We start from the raw sequence: 17,240 nt of genomic DNA, 5'->3' as shown, positions 1-17,240 counted from the left end.
GTGTCCACCGAGCCGAACAACCACTACCACCACCTGACGTTCGGCCCCGATGCTCTGGATCGCCAGCAGCGCAACGGCAGCTATCAAGCTTATGGACGGCACACCGAGCGCGCGGACGACGGCCCGCAGCACCTCGATGACCGCGAGCTGCTGATGATCCGGCGGGCGGATCAGTTCTGCCTGGCCACCGTCACCCCCAACGGTTGGCCGTACCTCCAATACCGCAGTGGCCCAGCCGGATTCGTCCGGTACCTGCCAGAGACCGACCGGCTGCGGTTCATCGATCTACCGGGCAACAACCAGTTCGTCACCCTGGGCAATCTGGCTGCCGACGACCGGCTGGCGATGTTCTTCGTCGATTATCCGCGACGTACCCGGCTCAAGGTATTCGGCCGCGGGAAGGTGCTCGAGGACGGGCCACAGCGCGAGATCGAGATCGCCGTCGAGGCCTTCGACTGGAACTGCTCGCGCTCCATCATCCCGCGCTTCGATCGCGAGTACCTCCGCGAGCTGGGTGAGGCGTACCAGGCCAGGTTCGACGGGCGTGAGGCCGAGCTGCAGGCCGAGATCGACGCGCTGAAAGCGCGGGTCGCGGAGTTGGAGAACCGCTGACAGTGCGGTTTGTCCAGGCTGAGCTCGGGTAACCGCCCCACATGACCCAACCAACTCCCCTCCGCGCGACCGCACTGATCTGCACACTCAAGCCGGGTCCGTCGCCGTCGAGCAGCGCTCTGATCGCCGAACATGTCATGGCGAAGCTGCGCGACCAGAATGTCGCGTGCGACGCCGTTCGGTGTGTGGACTTCAATATCGCGCCGGGCGTCGAGGCCGACATGGGCGACAGCGATCAGTGGCCACAAATCCGGGCCAAGGTCCTCGACGCCGACATCTTGTTGATCAGCACACCCGTCTGGCTGGGGCACCCGTCATCGGTCGCGCAGCGGGTTCTCGAGCGCCTCGACGCGGAACTCTCCAACAAGGACGACCAGGGCCGGCCGGCCGTCGCGGGGAAGGTGGCGATCGTCAGCGTCGTCGGCAATGAGGACGGCGCGCACAAGACCGTCGCCGATATCTTCCAGGGGCTCAACGACATTGGCTTCAGCATTCCCGCTCAGGGATGCACGTACTGGAACGGTGCCGCGATGGAGTCGACGGACTACAACGACCTCGACGAAGTGCCGGAAGCCGTGGCGTCGGCCACGGCGGCAGCCGCCCGCAACGCCGCACATCTGGCCCGCGTGCTGCACCCGGCGCCGTATCCGCCGTACAAGTAGTCAGCCCAGCACGCCGACGAGCTTCAGGATGAACAGGATCGCGATGCTCAGGAAGACGACAACGTAGATCGCGATCACCACCGTCGGGCCGATCACCCTGCGCGGGCCGCCGGCGGGCGGGATCGGATCGGGATTGCTCGTCGCGGATTCCTGCCCGGAATCCGGCGGCGTGTCACCGGGTTCTATGCCGCCACCAGGGGCCAGGCCCGGCGTCAACGTCGGCTCCGGGTCCGGTGGTGCCTGGTTCGGCTGTCTGTTGGAAGCCATGACGGGTGGTTACCCGGGTGATGCGGAGCCAAACGGGACTCAGCTTCCCACCAAGGCCTCCCGGAACTCATCAGAGATGTAGAACGGGATGAGGCGACGCCGCAACACCGACTCCAGATAGCCCCGCTCGTCGAGCAAGGCGATCACCGGGGGGCCGAAGCGCAGGGCTTCCTCGATCATGTCCTCACGCCCCACGCCGAGATCGAGCAGCAGATCGTAAAGGCTGACGTCGCCGTACTTCTCGAAGACGTGGTCGATGCCCTCATCGAGAAGGGCCCGGAAGTAGTCGGTGTCTCGGAAGGTGCGCCAGAACTCATAGATCGGCACCACCGCGTCTTCGACGTCGGCGGCGGAAATCATCGAAACCGCCGACGACAGTGGACTGTCCAGGTTGCTGCGCCACAGCTCGTTGATCGCATCGGCAAGCGCGTTTTCATCCGCATGGGTGTGAGCCAGGAGAAAGCGGGCGCCCCGGCGCGCCAGGTCCTCGGCACGCAGCTCCAACCGTTCGACCGGCCCCTGTGGCATACGTGCGCCAAGTCCGCCGACGATGCGGCCCAGCCGGCCGCGGGCCAGTGACCTGCCACCCTGCGTGACAGATTCCGCGAGCGAGTGCTGAACCAGCGTCACACAGAATTCGGCGAACGCCTCACTGCTCAGCATGCGTTCGAGCACCCGCTGGGTGACCCCCATCTCGACCACCATCGCGCTGAGCTCACTGAAACGCCGCCCGTCGATGACGTCGCCGAAGTTGGTGTCCGAGGCCGCGGTCAGCTGCAACAGCCGGACGGCAATCTCACTGACCAGTTCCGCGATGCCGCCCTCCACCGGTACCTGCACGGCGTACTTCGCGGCAACGTTCTTGATCATCGTGGGCGTCACCGCCTCTGCCAGCGTGATCTCCGACGCTTCCATCAGGGCATGCTCGATCTCGTCGAGCACCAGGCTGTGGTAGTTCTCGCCTCGCAGCTGCTGCATGGCGAATGCCACCTGTGCATCGAGCAGACGGGCGGCGACCGGTTCGAGCTGCGGCTCAAGACTGTCGGCCGACTCAGGGAAATTGGTCATTGCCAGGACCTTACCCAGGTGAACTCATCGGCCGCGGTTTCCGTTCGGCCAGTGCTGAGCACCTCGACACTCAGCGACGCACCGTCGGACTGTGCCCCACACCGGACTGCGGCGCCGACGTCCCCATGGGTGGTTGGTTCTGCTGAAAACTGAGGCAAACGCCCAGGTTGCCGGCGACACATGGGACACCGTTGATGGTCGGTACCGGTCCACCCGAGCGGTTCCCGGTCGGGTCGAGAGCAGCGTCGGCCGCCGCGGCCGGCGAAATGCCAATCAGCAGCGCCCCGCATACCGCCAGGTACGTGCCCATCCGAAGGAGACCGGCCATCATCGCCACGCTTTCACCCGTTCAATGGCCAACATAGCCCTGCGGTGTGGTTGCGGCCAGAGTCGACGGTGGCCCGGTAAAACAAAAAAGCCCGCAGTCACCTGCGGGGCTTGATGGTGGCCAGGGCCGGGATCGAACCGGCGACCTTCCGCTTTTCAGGCGGACGCTCGTACCAACTAAGCTACCTGGCCGGAAGGCACGAATGCCTCGCCGCAATAGCGACTGCTCGGCTTCGCCGAGGTGGCGACCCTGACGGGACTCGAACCCGCGACCTCCGCCGTGACAGGGCGGCGCGCTAACCAACTGCGCCACAGGGCCTTACATACTGCGTTGCTTCGCTTTCGCGTTGCGTACCCCCAACGGGATTCGAACCCGTGCTACCGCCGTGAAAGGGCGGCGTCCTAGGCCACTAAACGATGGGGGCCAATCCGAATCTCTTCGGGGGCACTCTCAACGTTTCCGTTGGGAGCTTCGATAGCTTAGGGCACGACAGCCCCACGACCCAAATCGGCACTACAGGCCACCAACCCCCGCTCAACCACCTACCCGGCGAGGCCGCCGCACGGGACGCAGTATCCTGTGTCCGACGCCCCTATAGCTCAGTCGGTAGAGCTACGGACTTTTAATCCGCAGGTCCCAGGTTCGAGCCCTGGTGGGGGCACCAGAAGCCTGCGAAACCGGCGGCTGCGGTGGATAGTCTTGCGGCGTGACGAACACCGAAGCGGCCCAGCTCGAGTTCATGAACTCGATGTTCGCGACCACCATCCCGTCCGCCCACGGGCTGGGCGTCAGAATCGTCGAGGTGCTCCGCGGGTTCGCCGCCACCACGGCACCAATCGCGGGTAACGGCAACCACTTTGGCGTGATGTACGCCGGTGTGCTGTTCACCGTCGCTGAAGTGCTCGGCGGGATTCTGGCCCTCATCGCATTCGATCAGAGCCAGTTCTATCCGCTGGTCAAGGACATGTCGATTCAATACAAGGCACCGGCGAAATCCGATGTGCGGGCGCAAGCCGAGTTGAGCGACGACGACATTGCCCGGATCGAGTCCGAGGCCGCACAGAACGGCAAGTCCGAGTACATCGTGGAGGCGGTCGTGACCGACGCCGAAGGAACCGTCGTCGCCACCACCAGGGCCACCTGCCAGCTGCGCCGAAAGTAGCCGCCGGGCTTATTTAGCCGGCATCTCCAGCTCCGCCACGCGCTCCTGCACCGCCTGACTGATCGCGGCGGTGAACCGGTCGGCCATCATCTGCGCCGCCAGTGGCCGCAGATTCGGCACCACCTTGGCGATCCGCGCGAGGTACACGTTGGGGTCATCGGCCTCCTGAATCCGGCTGAAGACGACGTCGGTCACCTCATTGGCGAGGGCGTCGATGTGCTTGTCGACGACGCCGGCCAGGCGTCGGATGTCGTCGGCCGGCACATTGGTGTCGCGCAGGTTCATGGCCGCGCCCAGCACCGACTGCCGGACGCTGAACGTGCCGTCATCCAGACGCCGGATGGCGCCGAGCGCTTCGAGGGTCTCGAGGGCCCGGGCATCCAACGACAGACCGGCGCGTTGTTCGAGTTCCCGTAGGTCGACGGTCTCGTCGTCCGCCGGGCTCCATGGTGTGAGAAGTGCCGCACGCACCGCGAGGTCGTGGGCGGTCGCGCCTTCCGGCAGCCGCGCGAGCACCTTGGTGATGGCCGCCAGGGTGTAGCCGTGCTGCTGCAGCTGCTGCACCAACTCGAGCCGAATGCGATGCGCCGCACCGTAATACGCCAGGCGTCCGCGCCGCTCGGCCGGCGGCAGCAGCCCGCTCTCGTTGTAGAAGCGGATGGTGCGCACCGTCGTGCCGGTGCGTGCGGCCAGTTCGTCGATGGTGAATTCCTCGACTGTGACATCTGCCATTCCACGAAGTATAGACACCAACATCACGACTGTGCCAGTGTTACTGGCACAGTCGCACGTCAACATGAAATGAGAGCCACATGACCCTGCCGAAGCCCTCTGGCACCACCGAGGTCGTCATCACTGGCGCCTCGTCCGGAATCGGAACCGAATTCGCCCGGGTGCTCGCCGCCCGCGGCTACCACCTCTTTCTGGTCGCACGTCGCCAGGACCGGCTCGACGCCCTGGCCGACGAACTGCGCGCCGAGCACGGCGTCGGCGTGACGGTGCGCCCGTGCGATCTCGCTGACGCCGCGCAGCGCCAGACGCTGATCGAGGAACTGCGCACCCGGCCAGTCGCCGGCCTCATCAACAATGCGGGTTTCGGCACCAGCGGCGCCTTCCACACCCTGCCCATGGACCGCGAGCGCGAGCAGGTCGAGGTCAATGTTGTTGCGGTGCAAGAACTCACCCACGCCGTCCTACCGGGCATGGTCGAGCGCGGCGCCGGTGCCGTCCTCAACGTCGCCTCCGTCGTGGCATTCCAGCCCATGCCGTCCATGGCGACCTACGGCGCGTCCAAGGCGTTCGTCAACTCATTCTCGGAGGCCGTCCACGAAGAGCTGCGCGGCACCGGCGTCTCCTGCACCTCGTTGTGCCCCGGGCCGGTCCCCACCGAATGGGCCGAAGTCGCCTCGGCACACGAATTCAGCCTGCGCCCCGCGCAGGTCTCCCCCGCCGACGTCGCCACCCAGGCCGTCGACGGCATGCAGGCCGGCGCCCGGCAGATCGTGCCCGGCGCGATCGTGAAACTCATGGCCATCACCGGCTCCATCACCCCCCACGCCCTGCTGCTGCCGGCCCTGCGCCTGGCCCGCAAGGCCCTGGGCTGACCACCGACCACACTCAAGAAGGAACCTCTGCCGTGAACCTCTCCGACCTCACCGCACTGGCGACCAAGCCCGTCGCCGCCGTCACCGCCAAGCCGCTGGCGGCCTTTGCCAGCCTCATGAACACCCCCATCAAGACCCGTCCGATCTACCTGCAGACCGTGGTCGACGCCCTCACCGGCTACACCCTCGAAGACGCCGTCGCGGGCAAGATCGTGGTGATCACCGGCGCCTCGGCGGGCATCGGCGAGACCACCGCGCGCCGCATCGGCGCGGCCGGCGGCGAGGTCGTGCTGGTGGCCCGCACCCGGGAGAACCTGGAGCGTGTGGCCAACGACATCCGCGCCGACGGCGGCACCGCGCACGTGTACCCCTGCGATCTGAGCGACCTCGACGCCATCGGCGACATGGCCGACCAGGTGCTGGCCGACCTGGGCCGCGTCGACATCCTCATCAACAACGCCGGCCGCTCCATCCGCCGCTCGCTGGAGCTGTCGCACGACCGGATGCACGACTACCAGCGGACCATGCAGCTGAACTACTTCGCCCCGGTCCAGCTGATCCTGAAGTTCACGCCGGGCATGCGCGAGCGCGGCTTCGGGCACATCATCAACGTGTCCTCGATCGGCGTGCAGACCAAGCTGCCGCGCTTCGGCGCCTACATCGCCAGCAAGTCGGCACTGGACGGACTGTGCGACACGTTGCAAGGTGAGACGGTGTCGAACAACGTCACCTTCACCACGGTGCACATGCCGCTGGTGCGGACCGCGATGATCGCCCCGACCAAGATGTACGACCGCTTCCCCACCCTCACGCCCGAGCAGGCCGCGAGCACGCTGTGCGACGCGATCATGCACCGCCCGCGCCGGCTGAGTCCGCCATCCGGACAACTGACCGCCCTCACCGACGCGCTCAGCCCCCGGCCGTTCGACCTGGTACGGAACAAGGTCTACTCGATGTTCGGCGATTCGGCCGCTGCGCACGCAACAGCCGAAGAAGCAGCCGAACCCGTTGTGGTCGAATAGAAGAGGAACTTCATGCGGGGCGAGCGAAGCGACGGGAAGACGATGGACCTGAACTCACTGCTTGCCGAGCCGGCCCGGCGGGCCGGCCTCGAAGCCCGCGCCCTTGCGGCACTGGTGCGAGCCGGCGCCATCGGCGTCGACCTGCCGCACCGGTTGGTGCAAGTCCTGCAGGCGCTGGCCACGTACGGTCCGTTCGGCGCCGCGCCGCGCATCGCCGCGATCCGCCATGGTGCGTATCCCGCGATCGCCGACGAACGCGGCGAACTGACCTACGCCGAGTTCGATGAGGCAGTCGACCGGATTGCCAACGCATTCCGGCAACGGCTGGCTCCGGGCGACACTGTCGGCATTCTCTGTCGCAACCACCGCGGACCCCTGATCGTGGCGTTCGCCGCGTCCCGCGCCGGGGTCAACGCGGTATGGCTGAACACCGCGTTCTCGGCCCGCCAGGCGGCGGAGGTCGCGAACCGCGAAGGCGTCGACCTGCTGGTACACGACGTCGAGTTCACCGATCTGGTCGCCGACATCGAGGCCAGGCATGGCAGATTCGTCACCGACATCGACAGCGCCACCGACGATCTCGACACCCTCGCGGCCGACGCGTCATCGAAGGCACCGCCGGCACCGGCGAAGCCCGGGAAGATCATCCTGCTCACGAGCGGGACGACGGGCACACCCAAGGGCGCACCGCGCGCGGAGCCGCGCAGCTTCATCCTGCCGGGCGGTCTGTTGGAGCGGTTGCCGATGCGCGCTCGCGAAGCCACCATCATGGGGCCACCGCTGTTCCACGGCACCGGACTGCTGATTGCCATCATGACCATCGCCCTGGGCTCGAAGTTGGTGCTGCGCCGCAAGTTTGAGCCAGAGCAGCTGTTGGCGGACATCGAGAAGCACAAGGCCACCACCGTGTGCGTCGTTCCAGTCATGCTGCAGCGCGTGCTCGGGCTCGGCGAGAACACGGTCGGCAGCTACGACACCTCGAGCCTGCGCGCCATCTTCTGCGCCGGATCCCAGCTGCCGGCCGCCGTCGCCACCGCAGCGCAGGACCTGCTCGGTGAGGTGGTCTACAACCTCTACGGCTCAACCGAAGTCGCACTGGCGACCATGGCCACACCGGCCGATATCCGCGAGGCCCCGACGTCGGTCGGCACGCCGATGCTCGGCTGCCGGATCAAGATCTTCGACGACACCGGCCACGAGGTCCGGTCGCCTGGAACAGGCCGGATATTCGTCGGCGCGGCAACACAATTCGAAGGTTACACCGGTGGTGGCTCCAAGGAGTTCATCGACGGGTTGATGGCGAGCGGCGACGTCGGGCACTTCGACGACAAGGGCCGGTTGTACATCGACGGCCGGGACGACGACATGATCGTCTCCGGCGGGGAGAACGTGTTCCCGGTCGAGGTCGAGGAACTGCTCGCCACCCACCCGGCCATCGTGGAAGCCTCTGCCATCGGCGTCAACGACGAGGAATTCGGAAAACGCCTGCGCGCCTTCGTGGTCACCGCCGCGGGCACCAGCGTGTCAGAGTCGGAGATCAAGGAGTTCGTCAAGAACAACCTGGCCCGCTACAAGGTGCCCCGCGAGGTGGTGTTCCTCGACGAGCTACCGCGCAACCCCACCGGCAAGGTGCTCAAGCGGGATTTGGCCGCCCGGACGGACTGAGCGGCGCGGCCGTCAGTCACCACACCCACATCCGCCGGACGCTGCACCGGGGTCGGCCATGGCCGGCGCGCAACAGGCGTCACCTCGCCACGCGTCGATGCCTTCCTTCACTGCGACGCCCGCGATCACCAGTGCGGCGATCGGGTCGGCCCACGCCCAGCCGAGGACGGAGTTCACCACCAGGCCGACCAGCAGCACAGCCGATAGGTAGGTGCACAGCAGCGTCTGCTTGGAATCGGCGACCGCCGAGCGGGATCCGAGCTCGCGGCCGGCTCGGCGCTGTGCGTACGACAACACCGGCATCACGACCAGGCTCACCGTCGCGAGGATGATGCCGATGGTCGAGTGCCGGGCTTCACCGAATCCGAGCAACCCGCGGATCGCGTCGACGGCGACGTACCCCGCCAGCGCGAAGAACGAGAACGCGATGATGCGCAGTGCGGTCTTCTCGCGCGCTTCGGGGTCTGTGCCCGCGAACTGCCAGGCGACCGCAGCCGCCGAGGACACTTCGATCACCGAATCCAGACCGAAGCCGACCAGCGCCGCCGATGACACCCGAGTGCCTTCCGACAGCGCGACGACGGCCTCGATGACGTTGTAGGAGATCGTCGCCCCGACCAGCCACCTGATGCGGCGCGCCAACATACTGCGGCGCGCGTCGGATAGCGTCATCGGTCGCACCCGCAGGGCTCACCGTCGGCGCCGACGCACACGCAGTCGGGATCCACCGCCAGGACCAGCCCCATGAGGTCGCCCAGCGCGCGGCCAATTCGGCTGTCCGCCAGTTCGTATCGCATCCGGCGACCTTCGGCGACCGCCACCACCAGGCCGCAGCCCCGCAGGCAGGTCAGGTGATTGGAGAGAATCTGCCGGGAGACTCCCAGCTGATCGGCCAGATCTGACGGATAGCCGGGAGTCCGATTCAGGCTCAACAGAATTCGCGTGCGCGTCGGGTCGGACAGAGCACGACCGAACCGCGCCAACGCATCGATGTGCTGCAGCGTCGCCATGCACAAACAATACATCTTCCCATGTATCCAGAAATGGATGTATCAAAGGCCGATCACTCGGCGCTGCCGTCAATCGCCATGGCGCCCGGGCTTGTTGTGGCCCTTGCCTTTGCCCTGACCGTTGGGCGGCGGGGCATTGTCAACCGGCGGCGGCGTCGATACCGGAACCGGCGTGGAGGTCGGTATCGAACCTGGCGTGCTGGTCCCGACCGGCGCCGGCGTCGCGGGTCGCGATGCGGCATCGACGATCACGGCGATCACCGTCACCGCGGCCACCAGAGCTGCCATGGCCCACAACAGGATCCGCGACCGGCGCCGCGGGCCGCTGACCAAGAGCGGTGTGGTCACCGGATCGGGTAGCGGGTTGCCGAGCACCAACGTCGGCGGCCGCCCCACCGGAACCGCGCCATGCAGGGCCGCGCGCATCTCGTCAGCGCCGGCGAACCGCCAGCGGTGGTCGCGGGCCATCGACCGTTCGACAACACTCACCAGTGCCGGGTCGACATCCGGCCGCAACACGCTGAGCGGCACCGGATGCCCCTCGGAAACCGCGCGGGCGAGCGCAACCAGATTGTCCTGCGGAAAGGGCGGCCGGCCGGTGAGGGCCTGGTACGCCACGACGCCGACAGCGTAGAGATCATCCGCGACGGTCGCCGGTTGCCCCGACAGCCTCTCGGCGCTGAGGTAGCCCATCGTCCCCACGATCTGGCCGGCGATGGTGTGGCTCGATTCGGCGCTCTTGGCAATGCCGAAGTCGGCGATCTTCGCCGATCCGGAATCGGCCAACAGGATGTTCCCGGGCTTGATGTCCCGGTGCAGAACGCCGGCCGCATGGGCCACCGCGAGCGCCGAGAGCACATCGTCGAGCACTGACCGGACCTGCTGCGGGGATAGCGGACCCGCGGCGATCGCATCCGCCAACGTGCGTCCCGGCAGCCGCTCCATGACGATGTACGGCGTGCCGTCCTGCTCGCCGTAGTCGTGTACCGCGACGACGTGCGGATGGTTCAGGCCCGCCGCAGCGCGCGCCTCGATCTCGAAACGGCGCCGGAAATCCGGCTGTGCACTCAGCGGCGCGTGCAGCAGTTTGACGGCTACAGGACGCTGCAGCTGGACGTCCCAGGCGTCGCGGACTTCCGCCATACCGCCGTGCCCCAGCGTCCCCCGCAACTGGTAGCGGTCGGCAAGAACACCGGGGTGAGGCATAACCCCACGCTAGCCCGAATCCCCCTCGGCCGACCCGCCGAGTTCAGCCGACAGTCGGCCTGCGGCGGCGTCCTCAGGCGCTCTTGGCGGTGGCGATGTCGGTGGCCAGTGGCCCGATCACTGCCATGATCTGCTGCACCGTCCGCGCCGGCACGCCCGCCGCGGCCAGGCTCTCACTCAGATACCCGGCCACCAGATTGAAGTGCCGCATGGTGATTCCGCGGCCGCGGTGGATGTCGCGCATGGACGCTCCGGTGTAGGGCTGTGGCCCGCCCAGTGCAGCGGCGAAGAATTCCACCTGCCGGCCTTTGAGCCGTGACATGTTGGCGCCGGCGAAGAAGCCGGCGAGTTCGGCATCGGCCAGCACCCGCTCGTAGAAGTCCGCCACCACCTGTTCGAGTGCTTCGGCCCCTCCGATCTGCTCATAGATGCTCGTCATGCACCGAGAAAACACCGGCCGTGTTGCCTACCTATTGCTCGACCGTGACCCAGCGGCTAATTCGATCTCACAGACCCCTCGAATTACTGCGAGTACCGCAAAACGCCTGGCTCAGTCGACCTTTGGGCAGTAGAACTGCGGCTGGCCCCGATATTCGAGAGGCGGCAGGTTCCGCGCCGGGGTCTGCACCAGCGGCGAATCGGCAGGCAGCCGACCGGTCGCGCGGTCCATCGCCGATCGCTTACGCGGATGCATCAGTCTGCGCTTCGGGCCGTACTTCGAGACCAGGGTGATCACCTCACACAGCCGGTCATGCACCCACTGCTGACGGGCAGACCAGGAGTACCCCATCAGATCCCGCACCGGCGGGTCATACAGCGCCACCGTCATGAACGTGAGGAAGCGCTGCATCACCTTGAGGTTCTGGGCCCACAACCAATCCGGAATCCATTGCAGTGAAGGGTGCTTGGGCATGGTCGACAAATCCATGACCTCGCGCGCCGCATAGTTGTTCTCCAACACGTTGCGGCACATGTGATCCCAGTAGACCTGGAAGTCCTCCCAGGTTTTCGGCACCGGCCGCATGCTCATGCCGTACATGCGGTACCAGGTGACATGCTCGTCGAACAGCTGTCGTTTGTCCGCTTCGGAGATGCCGCCGCCGAACTTCTCCGCCGCCAGCAGGGTGGATTTGAAGAACGTCGCGTGCGCCCAGTAGAAGACGTCGGGGTTCAGCGCGCTGTAGCGGCGTCCCTGCTTGTCGACGCCCTTGATCCCGATGTGATAGTCACGCACCTCGGCCCCGGTCTGGGGCGCGCGGTCACCGTCGAACACCACGCCGCCGATCGGATAGATCGACCGGAGCAGCCGCGGAATGCGCTCCATGAAGAAGATCGAATGCTCCTCCACCGCCGCGCCGAGCTGCGGATGCATGTTCTGCATGGAGCCCGCCCAGGTGCCCTGGAACAGCCCGGTCCATTGGCCGAAGTACTTCCACGTCAGCGAGTCCGGCCCCAGCGGGACCGCGTCATAGCCGCCAGGCGAAGCCGGGCAGCCGGCAGCCGCGGGCACAGAGTCGCTGGTCATGGGGCATGTGTCGGAAGTATTTTGAGTCACCGGCATTCTTTCCTGGATGTCAGCGGGTATCCTGACTACACGCGTTGTCAGCCATAGCCTAGGAGTCACGTGCCTTCCGGTCAACGACAGGGCCGCTGGTCCACCGTCCCCCTGGCGGACCGCCCGACGCGGCGCCGCGAGGCGCTCATCGACGCCGGCATCGCCGCGCTCGGCCATTCCGCCGGCCCGGCGGCCACCGTCCGCGCGGTGTGCCGCAGCGCGGGCCTGACCGAGCGCTACTTCTACGAAAGCTTTACCGACCGCGACGATTTCGTCCGCGCCGTGTACGACGAAGTGTGCACCACCGCCATGGCGGCGCTGACCTCATCGCAAAGCCCGCGCGACGCCGTCGAGCGATTCGTCACGATGATGGTCGACGATCCGACCCGCGGCCGCGTCCTGCTGATCGCCCCGGCCCAGGAGCCGGTTCTCACCCGGTCGGGCGCCGACTGGATGCCGAGTTTCATCGAGCTGCTGCAGCACAAGATGTTCCCGGACGACGACCCCGCCCGGCGCGCCCTGGAAGCCACCAGCCTGATCGGCGCCCTCACCGCGTTGTTCACCGGATATCTGAACGGCAAGCTGCCGGTCACGCGAGAACAATTCGTCGACTATTGCGTCGACATGCTGATCAGCCGGGTGCCGTCGCATCGGTAACACGTAAGAAATCGCGACATCACAGTTCAGAATCACCGATCGGACTTGAGTCACAGCAACTTGATGTCACTATCCGACACAGATACTCTGAATGCTACCAACAGGTACAGATACATCGGGAGGCGCCATGACAGCCGACTACACCGACCTACAGCTCCTGCACGAGCTTGAGCCGGTGGTCGAGACGCTCATCGACCGCCATATGAAGATGCGCAAGGACTGGAACCCCCACGACTACATCCCGTGGAAAGAGGGCAAGAACTACTACGCTCTCGGCGGTCAGGACTGGGACCCGGAGCAGGCCAAGCTCTCCGAGGTCGCGCAGACCGCCATGGTCCAGAACCTGCTGACCGAGGACAACCTGCCGTCCTACCACCGCGAGATCGCGATGAACATGGGCATGGACGGTGCGTGGGGCTTCTGGGTCAACCGCTGGACCGCCGAGGAGAACCGGCACGGCATCGCCCTACGCGACTACCTGGTTGTCACCCGCAACTGCGACCCGGTCCAGTTGGAGGAACTGCGTGTCGAGCAGGTCACCCGCGGCTTCTCGCCCGGCCAGAACCTGCAGGGCGACCTGTTCGCCGAGAGCCTGTTCGACTCGGTCATCTACGTGTCGTTCCAGGAGCTGGCCACCCGTGTCTCGCACCGCAACACCGGCAAGGCCTGCGACGAGCCCGTCGCCGACCAGCTGCTGCAGCGCATCTCGGGTGACGAGAACCTGCACATGATCTTCTACCGCGACATCTCCGCCGCCGGTCTGGACATCAACCCCAACCAGGCGATGGCGTCGCTGCACCGGGTGATCAAGAACTTCAGAATGCCCGGGTACACCGTGCCCGATTTCCGCCGCAAAGCCGTGGTCATCGCTGTCGGTGGCGTGTACGACCCGCGCATCCACCTGGATGATGTGGTCATGCCGATCCTCAAGAAGTGGCGCATCTTCGAGCGCGAGGACTTCACCGGTGAGGGCGCGCGGCTACGTGACGACCTGGGTCTCCTGATCAATGAGCTCGAGGAAACCTGCGAGAAGTTCGAGGTCGCCAAGGAGCGTCGCCTCGAACGTGAGCGGAAGATGGCCGAGAAGAAGGCCATGAAGAACCTTCTGGTGTCAACATCAGCGTCGTAAGTCCGGAACGAGACGCCACGCAGTCGGCCCGATCTCTACAGATCGGGCCGATCTCGTTGCGCTCCCCGGTCGTCCTCGCGCCCATGGCGGGTGTGACGAACGTCGCTTTCCGGACCTTGTGCCGCGAGCAGGAGCTGGCCCGGGTGGGCACGGTGAGCGGCCTGTACGTCTGCGAGATGGTCACCGCGCGGGCACTGGTCGAGCGGAACGCCGCCACCATGCACATGACGACGTTCGCGCCCGAGGAATCGCCCCGCTCCCTGCAGCTCTATACGGTCGACCCGGCTACCACGTACGCTGCGGCCAAGATGATCGTCGACGAGAACATGGCCGACCACATCGACATGAACTTCGGCTGCCCGGTGCCCAAGGTCACGCGCCGCGGCGGCGGCTCGGCGTTGCCCTACAAGCGCAAGCTGTTCGGCCAGATCGTCGCGGCGGCCGTGCGCGCCACCGAAAACACTGATATTCCGGTCACCGTGAAGTTCCGGGTCGGGATCGACGACGCCCACCACACCCACCTCGATGCCGGCCGGATCGCCGCCGAGGAAGGTGCCGCTGCCGTAGCGCTGCACGCCCGCACTGCCGCGCAGCGCTACTCCGGCTCGGCGGACTGGGACCAGATCGCCGCGCTGAAGGCCCATGTCACCAGCGTCCCGGTGCTCGGCAACGGCGACATCTTCGATGCCAACGACGCGCTGCGGATGATGGCCGAGACGGGCTGCGATGGCGTCGTCATCGGCCGCGGCTGCCTGGGCCGGCCATGGCTGTTCGCCGAACTGTCGGCGGCCTTCAACGGGCAGCCACGGCCCACACCGCCTACCCTCGGCGAGATCGCGAACATCATCCGCCGTCACGGCCAGTTGCTCGCCGATCACTTCGGCGAGGACAAAGGCATGCGTGACATCCGCAAGCACGTCGCCTGGTACCTGCACGGCCTGCCCGCCGGCGCCGACCTGCGCCGCGCGCTGGCCCTGGTGAAGACCCTGGCCGAGCTGGACGAACTTCTCACGCAACTGGATTCGGACGTAGCGTTCCCGGATTGCGCGGAGGGCCCGCGGGGCCGGCAGGGGTCGCCGGGTTCCGTAGTACTGCCCGAAGGTTGGCTCGATGATCCCGACGACTGCACGGTGCCGTTCGGCGCCGACATGGTCAACTCCGGCGGGTAACCGTGAGCGACCGCGACCGGACCACCCCCGGTGAGGGTGACGGCGATGCTGCCGGCGACAGCCCCTGGGTAACGCGTACGACGCGGGCCTCGGGCCCGGTCCGGGCGCCGTGGGAACGGGCCGGTCTACAGGGCCAACCGAACGACGAGGTCACCGGCAGCCACGGCGGCGGCGGTGTCACGGTCGCAGAACTCATCGCCCGCCTCTCGGGCGGCTCGGTGCCGTCGGCGCAGGCCATCGAGGCACCCGCGCTACCGAAGGCCGCTGCGCAACCCAAGGCCCCGGAGTCACGGTGGCCCGCGCCCATCAGCCCACCGCCTGCCCCGACGTCCGGGGAATGGGCGCGCACCACCCGGCGTCGGCCCGAATCAGAGCCCGCCACAGAGGTTTTCGATGCGCCGCTGGTCCCGCTGGACGAGCCGGTGTCGCCACCCGAGCGGCCGCGCGCCGTGGTGCGCACCGACGTACGGAACTACATCGACAACCCTGAGCGCCCGACGCATGCCGATGCGCCGCCACCCGTCGATCACCACACCCGTCATCGGTTCGCGGTGGCGGGTCGCATCATCGTCGCGCTGGCTGCCGTCATCGCGCTGTCGATGACCGGCGCCGCCTGGCAATGGCAGAACGTCAAGAACAACAACATGAACAAGGTCTCGGCGCTGGACCTCAACTCCCGCGACATCGTCGACCCCAACGCGCAGTTCGGTGACGAGAACTTTCTGATCGTCGGCGTGGACAGCCGCTACGGCCAGAACGCGGACATGGGCGCCGGTACCACCGCAGACGCGGGTGGCACGCGCTCGGACACCATCATGCTGGTGAACATCCCGGCCAGCCGCAAACGCGTTGTGGCCGTGTCTTTTCCGCGCGACCTGGCCATCAAGCCGACGCAGTGCGAAGCCTGGGACCCGAAGACCGGCGGCTACGGCCCCCTGTACGACGAGGACACCAAAAGCTATGGCCCCGACCAGGTTTACACCGAGACCAAACTGAACTCGGCGTACGCCTTCGGCGGCCCCAAGTGCCTGGTCAAGGTGATTCAGAAACTCTCCGGCCTGTCGATAAACCGGTTCATGGCAGTCGATTTCGCCGGTTTCTCGAAGCTCGTCGACGCCGTCGGCGGCGTCGAGGTCTGCAGCACCACACCCCTCGAGGACTACGAGCTGGGCACCGTCCTGGATCATGCGGGCCGGCAGGTCATCGACGGTCACACCGCGCTGCAGTACGTCCGGGCCCGCCAGGTCACCACCGAGGTCAACGGCGACTACGGCCGGATCAAGCGCCAGCAGATGTTCCTGTCCTCCCTGCTGCGGTCGATGATCTCCAAGGACACCTTCTTCAACCTCGGCAAACTCAACAACGTCGTCAACCTCTTCATCGACGACTCAACAGTCGACAACATCACCACCAAGGACCTGGTGCAGCTCGGCCAGTCCATTCAGGGCCTCAGCGCCGGCCGCGTCACGTTCGTCACAGTGCCCACCGGGGTCACCGACTCCGAGGGCAACGAGCCGCCGCGGGTCCAGGACATGCGCGCGCTGTTCGACGCGATCATCAACGATGACCCGCTGCCTGAGGAGCGCAACTCCGACAACACCCCGGTTCCGTCCACCCCGGCCGCGCCGAGCCCGGCCTCGTCGGACGGTGAACAGGTGAACACCACGACGACCGACCCGAGCCAGGTGACGGTCCGGGTGTCCAACTCGACCGGCCAGGACGGCCTGGCCGCGACCGCGACCAAGGAACTCGAGCAGCACGGCTTCACCGTCACCTCCCCCGACGACTACCAGGGCCAGGTGACGGGGACGACGGTGTTCTTCTCGGCCGGGCATGAACAAGCCGCCGCGACGGTGGCGTCGTCGTTGCCGAACGCCCACGTCGAGCGGGTTTCCGGCCTGGGAGACGTGGTGCGGGTGGTGCTCGGGACCGATTTCACCACCGTCGGAACCCCGGCTGCCAGCGGCTCGGCAGCACAGCTGCGGGTGACGCACGGCAGCCTGTCCGGCGAACCCACCAAGCTGCCCGAGGACCTCAGCGTCACCAACGCGGCCGACACCACCTGCAAATAGCATCCGACCTGCCGCATTCACCGGCCGTTCATTGCCAGATCACGGCAAGTCC

19 protein-coding genes and 4 tRNA genes are annotated in these 17,240 nt (G+C 66.6%); 11 read left to right on the top strand and 12 right to left on the bottom strand.

The features are described from left to right. The gene (locus tag AC3WTE_RS03520) at positions 1–612 is read left to right on the top strand and encodes a pyridoxamine 5'-phosphate oxidase family protein (protein ID WP_492435698.1); all 612 of its coding nucleotides are present in this window, start codon (positions 1–3) and stop codon (positions 610–612) included. A gap of 41 nt (positions 613–653) precedes the next feature. Continuing rightward, complete coding sequence (locus tag AC3WTE_RS03515; protein ID WP_492435696.1) at positions 654–1,274, top strand: flavodoxin family protein; 621 nt, start codon at positions 654–656, stop codon at positions 1,272–1,274. Here AC3WTE_RS03515 and AC3WTE_RS03510 read toward each other — a convergent pair whose 3' ends face one another. The 6 genes from AC3WTE_RS03510 to AC3WTE_RS03485 form a co-directional block, all read right to left on the bottom strand. Continuing rightward, entirely contained in the window at positions 1,275–1,541 is a 267-nt protein-coding gene (locus tag AC3WTE_RS03510) for a DUF6480 family protein (RefSeq protein ID WP_492435694.1), read from the bottom strand. It abuts the gene before it with no gap. Between the two features lie 39 nt (positions 1,542–1,580). Then, positions 1,581–2,609 carry a hypothetical protein gene (locus AC3WTE_RS03505; protein ID WP_492435692.1) on the bottom strand — a complete coding sequence of 343 codons (1,029 nt, stop codon included), beginning with the start codon at positions 2,607–2,609 and terminating at the stop codon, positions 1,581–1,583. A gap of 70 nt (positions 2,610–2,679) precedes the next feature. Further along, the gene (locus AC3WTE_RS03500) at positions 2,680–2,937 is read right to left on the bottom strand and encodes a hypothetical protein (protein ID WP_492435690.1); all 258 of its coding nucleotides are present in this window, start codon (positions 2,935–2,937) and stop codon (positions 2,680–2,682) included. 114 nt (positions 2,938–3,051) lie between these two features. Further along, positions 3,052–3,128 (bottom strand) — tRNA-Phe (locus AC3WTE_RS03495). Between the two features lie 50 nt (positions 3,129–3,178). Continuing rightward, positions 3,179–3,255: transfer RNA gene (locus AC3WTE_RS03490), tRNA-Asp, on the bottom strand. A gap of 33 nt (positions 3,256–3,288) precedes the next feature. Then, positions 3,289–3,361: transfer RNA gene (locus AC3WTE_RS03485), tRNA-Glu, on the bottom strand. Positions 3,362–3,525: 164 nt separating this feature from the next. On the opposite strand from AC3WTE_RS03485, the gene AC3WTE_RS03480 reads away from it, so the two are divergent. Together AC3WTE_RS03480 and AC3WTE_RS03475 are read left to right on the top strand one after the other, a co-directional pair. Beyond that, positions 3,526–3,601 (top strand) — tRNA-Lys (locus tag AC3WTE_RS03480). 42 nt (positions 3,602–3,643) lie between these two features. After that, positions 3,644–4,099: a PaaI family thioesterase gene (locus tag AC3WTE_RS03475; protein ID WP_492435688.1), complete on the top strand. Its 456-nt coding sequence runs from the start codon at positions 3,644–3,646 to the stop codon at positions 4,097–4,099. A gap of 9 nt (positions 4,100–4,108) precedes the next feature. Here AC3WTE_RS03475 and AC3WTE_RS03470 read toward each other — a convergent pair whose 3' ends face one another. Next, the gene (locus AC3WTE_RS03470) at positions 4,109–4,831 is read right to left on the bottom strand and encodes a MerR family transcriptional regulator (protein WP_492435687.1); all 723 of its coding nucleotides are present in this window, start codon (positions 4,829–4,831) and stop codon (positions 4,109–4,111) included. Between the two features lie 80 nt (positions 4,832–4,911). On the opposite strand from AC3WTE_RS03470, the gene AC3WTE_RS03465 reads away from it, so the two are divergent. The 3 genes from AC3WTE_RS03465 to AC3WTE_RS03455 are packed head-to-tail and all read left to right on the top strand — an operon-like array spanning position 4,912 to position 8,390. Further along, positions 4,912–5,703, top strand: coding sequence for an SDR family NAD(P)-dependent oxidoreductase (locus tag AC3WTE_RS03465; protein WP_492435686.1), 792 nt, complete (start codon positions 4,912–4,914; stop codon positions 5,701–5,703). 32 nt (positions 5,704–5,735) lie between these two features. Next, complete coding sequence (locus AC3WTE_RS03460; RefSeq protein ID WP_492435684.1) at positions 5,736–6,725, top strand: SDR family NAD(P)-dependent oxidoreductase; 990 nt, start codon at positions 5,736–5,738, stop codon at positions 6,723–6,725. 12 nt (positions 6,726–6,737) lie between these two features. Next, on the top strand, positions 6,738–8,390 hold the full coding sequence (locus AC3WTE_RS03455; protein ID WP_492435683.1) for an AMP-binding protein: 1,653 nt from the start codon (positions 6,738–6,740) through the stop codon (positions 8,388–8,390). A 12-nt stretch (positions 8,391–8,402) separates the two neighbouring features. Here AC3WTE_RS03455 and AC3WTE_RS03450 read toward each other — a convergent pair whose 3' ends face one another. The 5 genes from AC3WTE_RS03450 to AC3WTE_RS03430 all read right to left on the bottom strand — a co-directional run bounded on the left by AC3WTE_RS03450 (position 8,403) and on the right by AC3WTE_RS03430 (position 12,131). Continuing rightward, positions 8,403–9,062 (bottom strand): cation efflux transmembrane domain-containing protein, encoded by a 660-nt coding sequence (locus AC3WTE_RS03450; RefSeq protein ID WP_492435681.1) that lies wholly within the window; start codon positions 9,060–9,062, stop codon positions 8,403–8,405. Then, positions 9,059–9,400, bottom strand: a complete 342-nt coding sequence (locus AC3WTE_RS03445) for an ArsR/SmtB family transcription factor (RefSeq protein WP_492435679.1) — start codon at positions 9,398–9,400, stop codon at positions 9,059–9,061. The genes AC3WTE_RS03450 and AC3WTE_RS03445 overlap by 4 nt, the downstream gene beginning before the upstream one ends. A gap of 69 nt (positions 9,401–9,469) precedes the next feature. Beyond that, positions 9,470–10,606, bottom strand: a complete 1,137-nt coding sequence (locus AC3WTE_RS03440) for a serine/threonine-protein kinase (protein WP_492435677.1) — start codon at positions 10,604–10,606, stop codon at positions 9,470–9,472. Between the two features lie 73 nt (positions 10,607–10,679). Next, positions 10,680–11,045 (bottom strand): group I truncated hemoglobin, encoded by a 366-nt coding sequence (locus AC3WTE_RS03435; protein WP_492435675.1) that lies wholly within the window; start codon positions 11,043–11,045, stop codon positions 10,680–10,682. Positions 11,046–11,156: 111 nt separating this feature from the next. Beyond that, a complete protein-coding gene (locus AC3WTE_RS03430; protein WP_492435674.1) occupies positions 11,157–12,131 on the bottom strand; it encodes an oxygenase MpaB family protein in 975 nt (324 codons plus the stop codon). 99 nt (positions 12,132–12,230) lie between these two features. Here AC3WTE_RS03430 and AC3WTE_RS03425 point away from each other — a divergent pair, with 99 nt between their 5' ends. The 4 genes from AC3WTE_RS03425 (at position 12,231) to AC3WTE_RS03410 (ending at position 17,188) form a co-directional block, all read left to right on the top strand. Next, the gene (locus AC3WTE_RS03425; protein WP_492435672.1) at positions 12,231–12,818 is read left to right on the top strand and encodes a TetR/AcrR family transcriptional regulator; all 588 of its coding nucleotides are present in this window, start codon (positions 12,231–12,233) and stop codon (positions 12,816–12,818) included. A 127-nt stretch (positions 12,819–12,945) separates the two neighbouring features. Next, a complete protein-coding gene (locus tag AC3WTE_RS03420; RefSeq protein WP_459368155.1) occupies positions 12,946–13,947 on the top strand; it encodes an acyl-ACP desaturase in 1,002 nt (333 codons plus the stop codon). Further along, positions 13,935–15,116, top strand: a complete 1,182-nt coding sequence (dusB, locus tag AC3WTE_RS03415) for a tRNA dihydrouridine synthase DusB (RefSeq protein WP_492436268.1) — start codon at positions 13,935–13,937, stop codon at positions 15,114–15,116. The genes AC3WTE_RS03420 and dusB overlap by 13 nt, the downstream gene beginning before the upstream one ends. A gap of 2 nt (positions 15,117–15,118) precedes the next feature. Continuing rightward, positions 15,119–17,188: an LCP family protein gene (locus tag AC3WTE_RS03410; protein WP_492435670.1), complete on the top strand. Its 2,070-nt coding sequence runs from the start codon at positions 15,119–15,121 to the stop codon at positions 17,186–17,188. The last annotated feature ends 52 nt before the right edge of the window (positions 17,189–17,240 follow it).

The sequence above is a fragment of the Mycobacterium sp. FW102-FHT13B02 genome, assembly GCF_058790275.1.
The sequence above is the reverse complement of the archived record's forward strand: the minus strand, read 5'-3'. Positions and strand labels throughout refer to the sequence as shown.